This is a genomic window from Shewanella surugensis, assembly GCF_023284005.1.
In the GTDB taxonomy this organism is placed as follows: Bacteria; Pseudomonadota; Gammaproteobacteria; order Enterobacterales; family Shewanellaceae; genus Shewanella; species Shewanella surugensis.
Genome location: NZ_JAKIKS010000193.1, coordinates 1 through 6,463, shown reverse-complemented (window position 1 = coordinate 6,463; position 6,463 = coordinate 1). Strand labels below are relative to the sequence as shown.

Genomic DNA, 6,463 nt, shown 5'->3' with positions numbered 1-6,463 from the left:
CAGAGAATAATGTCGCCAGTAAAGTGTCGGCCTTTGAAGTCTGACATAATGGATCCGATGAGGTTATTTTTAATGAGTGTGGCTCAAATAGCCAACTTTGCAACGGAGCCGGGGCGTGGTGACAAACCGTTCTTTTAGTCAGAGAACCCTAACTAGTAGCGCTCGTTGATCTGGCGTCCCTGACAGGGCTCACAAGCAAGCTGGCCTCTTATGGGACAGCCTGCCACTTGCCACAATTCAATTTTTGAAATCACTTGCTGATCCACAGGCGCAAGCGTGAGCGGCATACCTTTCACTTTTCTTTCATTGGCCCTGTATGGCGGCTGCTTTTGCATGTATTCTGCTTGATTGTCTTGGTCTTGACGATATTGGTTTTGACTATATTCATCTTGATAATAGCGCCCCTGCCACTCTTGCTGGCGCGCTTTTAATCTGCTTAATAAAGCAGAATCTTGGCACTGATAGAAGTCCGCTTCTTGGCTTAACTCTGATGATAAACCTGCCGTTGAATGTTTAGCTAAGGTGTCAGCCGCTCCCTTTACATGAGCCTGAGTCAAATCTTGCAGCAGTGCTATAGATAGTTTGGTGGGCAAGATGAGCGCCATCGATTGGCCTAAAGGTTCAAAGCCTTGTTTGGTTTTACCTAAGTAAAAATCCATATTATCTGATGAGAATAATACTTTTAATGGCGTCTGTTCCGCTATCGATGAAGTATGACAATGACGGCAGGCACTGGAAAATAACGGCACCAATACCTTGGTATAGATATGCGCCGGACGCTCGAATTGATAAGTCGTTTTAGGCAAGATTAGCTGAGTAAGATCTGCAGCGGATTGACTCATATAAACATAAACTTGCTTCACTTCTTGTGCAGACAAAAAAGAAAAATCAGGCATCTTGCTCACCAGCTGAGGCAAATTATAACGCAATGCTTGCTGTACATAATTAAACGACAATAATGGCATTCCTATGCGCAATAACGGTCCTTGACCCGTGCTGTGATGGCAGCTCTGACAATGCTGTGAAAACAGTATTTCGCCAACATCTATCGAAGCGAATTGATTCAATGGGGTGTTATTACGCACTTTCTTATCAAATACTTTATTATGGGGCTCTTTATCATGCAAGATGGCCAAATCCACTTCATTCTCCTTTAACACTTGGGTGATTTCAGCTGCTGTCAACGGATACATACCGTTGTGAGCCGCAAAAGGAAAGCGCGCTACGGGAGATGTTAAAAAAGCCGCTAAACCTGAGCGAGTATATTTAGCCACAGATTGCCCATCCAACGTGGGGGCAGAGAACATCAGCTTTTTCGCATTTAAATAGGTTTTTTTGACTTTAAGCCCGCCCGCCACACTGTTAGCAATATAAGCAGGCAAGCCCGGAATGGGCTTATCATTGACTAAATGATGATGACAAGCTGAACATTCTAAATCGTAGTTATGCTTAATATCTGACTGCTGATAAATACGCTCCGTCTCCTGGGCATTAATATGACAAGATTGACAAGCCAGCTCTATTGCCTCCACCCCAAGATTGACCGTCATCAACAAGATCAATAACACCAGTAAATCAAGACCATAGCCCGCCACCCTTCTCCGTTTCGCCCAGTACTTCAGATTCAACATAACGCCCCTCCCTTATGAAACATTAAATCCGCTCACTCTCAGAATGAGATCCCTTTGCCGCTGGCGAAACGGCCTTAGATTGCTTAGACTGCCATTGATCTACATACTCCTGATACGCGCGTGCTTGAACTTGTTGCTTTAAGCGCATATTCAGCTCTTTTTCTACCGACTCGGGTAATGCTTGATCCATATCGTCAATGACAATATAAGTAAAACCCACAATGTCATTACGTTTAAAATAATCTAAGTTTAATCGGCTAAAACAGCTGTCTTGTTTTAACTCAATTAAGCGCATTTGATAGGATTGGCCCGACACAAACTCACAGGATTTATCGGATAAATTAAGTAAACTCACACCCGTGTCATTGGCATGAATCACACTTGGGTGATGTTGCTCAAAGAAGACGGTCTGTAACTGCATATAATCTAATGGCTGAGTTTGAATAAACGTTTGCGCTAGCATGCTTTTAAACAAGGTTAACTTCATTTTTTGACGAGTGTTGACATCACTGACCTTCATTTCTGGCAAACTGACTAAAGCATCAATGTGCTCAGTTAAACTGAGTGCTGCTGTCGTTTCACTTGTCTTAACATGTGCATTAACAACGGTTGGCATCACCAACATAATGCCGCTTACATAAAGATAAATGATCAATTTAAACATGGGGGCTTCCTTGAATATTTTATCGCAAAATCAAACAGAAAAAGACGTTGGCGTCACCAGTTCTAAAATAGGGTCAACCAAGGTATCCTCAAGTAAATATTGATCTCCACTGGGCACAAAGAAGAGTTGTAAGAAAGTCTCCATAAATTCCGTAGAGTGTGTCATTTCGCTCAAAATTGACATCATTTCTGCGGTTGATAATTGATTTAAACCAATCCCCATTAAAGTGAGTGCCATTTCTTGGGATACCGCTGCATTAATATTCCACAAACCTGAGTCTTGTAATTGCTGAAAAACCAGTGTTAGATCAATTTTAACTTCACTGCCTGACGCCGCAATGATATTGAAACTGTCTATGCCATGAGCAATCAAGGTTCCTTGAGCCGCTTGCGCTTGCACTTTCGCTAAGGTCTGACTATCGTCTTCTTTAATCGCAATGCTCACTAAGCAAAATATGGCTTCACTGGTCGATACACTGCCAGATCGCTTCCATACATCATCAATACGCTGGTAATAATGAAAATTATCAGTACGTGCTTGCTTCACTTCACAGGTGTCAATCACCTCGACTTCGCCACGCATAAAACCAAAATTATTCCATTGGGGCTGCTGTGCGCGAATCGCGTCCAAATCTACCCAGTCGGGAAAGTTCACCTTGGCTTCATATTGCAAATAACGCTCACCGTCTATCGTGGTTGGGATCCCTGTTGCCCGCACACTCTGCTCAACATTAGGGATATAATAAACAATATCGTCACTGATCTCTGAGCGAGTAAAAAACAGTCCCACATCCTCTCCGATATAATAATCTTCAACATATAAGTCAACGGCTTGAACGGGGAATATATAAAAAAAACTCATGAATATCAAAATAAACTTGTAGCCTGTTAGTCTCATGTTTAACACTTGAACGAGCATAAAAACGTCCTTTAGTTGGGATTTGTGATGTGAGTTTTGTATCTTAAAAATGACCAGTTTGAAATCGAATGCTATCGGTTAAAAAATCATAGGACTAAAATGGCTAAATTCCGTTATCTGACTCTAGCCATGGAATGATGTCATACTGAATTACACGTTAAAACCAGCCACCTTCTTCTTCTTCGACTTCACCTTCTTCGGTATCATCGAGCATGTCTAGAGGTTGTGTTTCTCCGGTCCAAAAGCCGTAACAATCCCCGCCTGTATAGCGCCGCACTTCACCTGTTGATGGATTAGTATTAATGCAAATGGCTAAACCAGGTACCGTGGTCTGCTTTAATACGGAGCCACCAATGGTTTTTCTTTCGAGGGTAAAATTAGCTTCATCTTCGAAACGTTGCCTGTCTTCACGATAGATAAAATTATAGTTAACGGATTTATCAACCGAGGCAGTGGGGAATTTCTCTAGCATTTCATTTTCAAACTTAATTTGCAGGCTTTCTATGGCATTATGTACCGATACAATTTCTTCGTTATAATCCCGAGCAAAATCTTGCAGATCTTCATCGGTATAATTAGCAGGTAATTCAAAAATATTTTCTTTTTCTTCACCGCGCTGATTGGTATAAGAAATACGGATGGCACATTCACTGCCATTTAGACTTTCAAACATGCCATTTTCATTTTCAGTACAGAGAGATTCCCTTTTAAAGAAATTACTCACCTGAACATCTAAGCAATTGCTGTAATGCATGGCAGCAAAAGAATCGTAACTTTCAGACAATTTCTTATAACTCACATCAATGGTCGCAGTATAGGCAGGAAACGCCGCCATATAGTTGGCTTCCATATTAAAAGATAAGCCATTACCCCCTTTCAATAGTTTTCCGTATAACTCAGTACCTGAATCAGTTAATACCAATTGACTATTAAACAACTCGCCCAATATAGGACCATTAGGTGCCACATTACTGCGGATCACAAAGCTAGAGCACACTTCAATGGGATCGCCGGTGATAATATCAATCACGGTGCCGCATAAACCTTCATCTTCACCATCTGAATAACTATTAATCGACAAGCTACCAGAGGTCGATTCAAAGGGTAAAGGTGCTAAACTCCATGGCTCACTATCGTTATATTCCTCAACGGCAGTTTTAATAGACAAAAAATCTGCGCCATCAACACTAAAATCAAATGCCGCATTTAGCACACCATAAGTGATGCCATTTTGCTCAACGCTGGCTAAGGACAACAAGGGCATGCCATCACTGTTACCCACTACACCATATCGTGGCGCAATGTAGACAATGTTAGCCACATTATCTCTGAGTAATACATATCCCTGCGCTGCATCTTCTAACGCAACCAGCATTGCAGCAGGTAAAGGATCGGTGGCTGGATCGGCGGGCACTGCCCAAGCCGAGGTTGACAAACAGGCAGCCATAATCGTACTGCTAATGGCTGTGAGTGGATGAAATTTCAATGGAAACTCCTAAAATCAGTAGGTAAAGTAAACTTCTGCTAGGGTAAAACCTTGGAATAACGACACACTTCTATATCAAGACGGGCGCTAAGTTAACAGCAAAAAAATTAAAGTCAACGCTACTTTCATCCATAGACTAATAGGTATTATTCTTTATAAATAATTTATTTAAAACGTTATTGTAAATAAAGCTCACAAAAAAGCCCCAGAAAGAGGCTCATGTTAGTTTCAAATACTCAAAGAAAAAGATTGCCATTGATAATTCTAATCTGAAATTCTTGCGTTAGGCGGCTCGATACACTCGCTTTGATGTTGTCTTTTTCCGCTTCAATTTCTCGTTGAATTAAATACTGATAAAAACTGCTGACATTATCACCGTCTACATTAATATCTATCATGGCTAATTCATCTAAGCTCACTGTGACTTCAAACAAATCTAAGCTCACTTGAATTTGAGTGGTCATATGAACTTGCGCTTCTAACCCTAACTCAATGAGATGCAAGCGTGTATTGATATCAAAGTTATACACTAAAGGATCAATACCATTGACTTGATAATCCCCCTCACTAATCGCGTGCAAAGCAAAATTATCTTTGTTCCAACAACCCAATCCATCAAGAGATTCGATATGAATAGATTGAAAACCTAATGACAGTTCAGCATCGACCACTTCATTCAACAGCAAGCAGTGTTCACTCAGCAAACGTTTTATCCACACCAATTCATAGTCATCAGGAATGGTTTGGCTAATTTGACTGGCTTTAATAAATAAAGGGATCTGAGTATTGGTTACTTGCCCAGAAAAAGGATAACTTAAGTTTAAATACCCCGTGAGCCCAATATTTGAATTCAGTAAATTAACAAAACCAGCAAGCGCATCATCATCGACACGAATATTATAATAAATCAAATCACTCTGATTCACGACGTGATCCGGTGTCACACTGTGCTGCAACTTACCTAATAAAAAATCATTTTCAACCACATCGGCTAAAAACAATTGTGTTTCACTTAATATATGAGGGATAGGCACCATTAGCACATCAGGATGGGCCAGCTTATATTGAGCTAAAGTCTGAGTATCAAAGCTCGGTGATAGAATAAAGTAAAAGTCATTGTCAGTGCGGTATAGATTGTTTTCATATACAGTCCACGACTTAGGTACCATATATGCTAAATGTGGATCTTGGGTTGTAAACCCCGCAATACTGCCAAATTCAGATAAAATAGGCACATCTATTTCGACATAACTGGCATACACATGCCATAACGAGCCTAAAATAAGTAATATGCCCATACAGGCTTGGCGTAAAAGTAGCATCATTGGTGGCGCTCCAAAGTGAGAAATTGATTAAACTGGTGCCACCTAATCCAGTTGTGCTAAACACTACTATAAAAAAAATCCTGTCACAATCCAGCCATACGGCCTAGGAAATAAAACTTAAGGAAGTCATTATGGCTGAATTTTTTTCCATGATAATCTCCTTTTATATTGCTTTGAAAAATATACAATAATCATATTTTGTTGTTCTAAGAACAAACAGCAAAATATCAAGGCGAAAATATATCATAGAAAACGGGCTTGTTGCAAAAAATCGGCTCCGTTGCAAAGTTGGCTATTTGAGCCACACTCATTAAAAATAACCTCATCGGCCTTCATTAATCGGTTGTTCAATATTGAGGTGGTTTTCACCGGATGATTTGCTAAGAACCGAGTAAAGTTCACCCGAATAGATTTTGTTCAACAAGCCCGCCCCAAGTGC

General features: G+C 40.5%; 5 protein-coding genes. All 5 read right to left on the bottom strand.

Annotated elements, in window-relative coordinates; translation table 11 throughout:
* Positions 1 to 152: 152 nt before the first annotated feature.
* The 5 genes from L2764_RS25225 to L2764_RS25205 all read right to left on the bottom strand — a co-directional run bounded on the left by L2764_RS25225 (position 153) and on the right by L2764_RS25205 (position 6,024).
* Entirely contained in the window at positions 153 to 1,631 is a 1,479-nt protein-coding gene (locus L2764_RS25225) for a c-type cytochrome (protein ID WP_248943122.1), read from the bottom strand.
* A gap of 22 nt (positions 1,632 to 1,653) precedes the next feature.
* Complete coding sequence (locus L2764_RS25220) at positions 1,654 to 2,295, bottom strand: hypothetical protein (RefSeq protein WP_248943121.1); 642 nt, start codon at positions 2,293 to 2,295, stop codon at positions 1,654 to 1,656.
* A 30-nt stretch (positions 2,296 to 2,325) separates the two neighbouring features.
* Positions 2,326 to 3,156: a hypothetical protein gene (locus tag L2764_RS25215; RefSeq protein WP_248943120.1), complete on the bottom strand. Its 831-nt coding sequence runs from the start codon at positions 3,154 to 3,156 to the stop codon at positions 2,326 to 2,328.
* A gap of 214 nt (positions 3,157 to 3,370) precedes the next feature.
* Positions 3,371 to 4,699, bottom strand: a complete 1,329-nt coding sequence (locus L2764_RS25210; RefSeq protein ID WP_248943119.1) for a hypothetical protein — start codon at positions 4,697 to 4,699, stop codon at positions 3,371 to 3,373.
* Between the two features lie 236 nt (positions 4,700 to 4,935).
* Positions 4,936 to 6,024 (bottom strand): hypothetical protein, encoded by a 1,089-nt coding sequence (locus L2764_RS25205; RefSeq protein ID WP_248943118.1) that lies wholly within the window; start codon positions 6,022 to 6,024, stop codon positions 4,936 to 4,938.
* Positions 6,025 to 6,463 lie beyond the last annotated feature (439 nt).

Bases quoted from the DNA above. Each gene is read 5' to 3' on its own strand.
- L2764_RS25225 (WP_248943122.1), bottom strand. From the start codon at position 1,631: ATGTTGAATCTGAAGTACTGGGCGAAACGGAGAAGGGTGGCGGGCTAT.
- L2764_RS25220 (WP_248943121.1), bottom strand. From the start codon at position 2,295: ATGTTTAAATTGATCATTTATCTTTATGTAAGCGGCATTATGTTGGTG.
- L2764_RS25215 (WP_248943120.1), bottom strand. From the start codon at position 3,156: ATGAGTTTTTTTTATATATTCCCCGTTCAAGCCGTTGACTTATATGTT.
- L2764_RS25205 (WP_248943118.1), bottom strand. From the start codon at position 6,024: ATGATGCTACTTTTACGCCAAGCCTGTATGGGCATATTACTTATTTTA.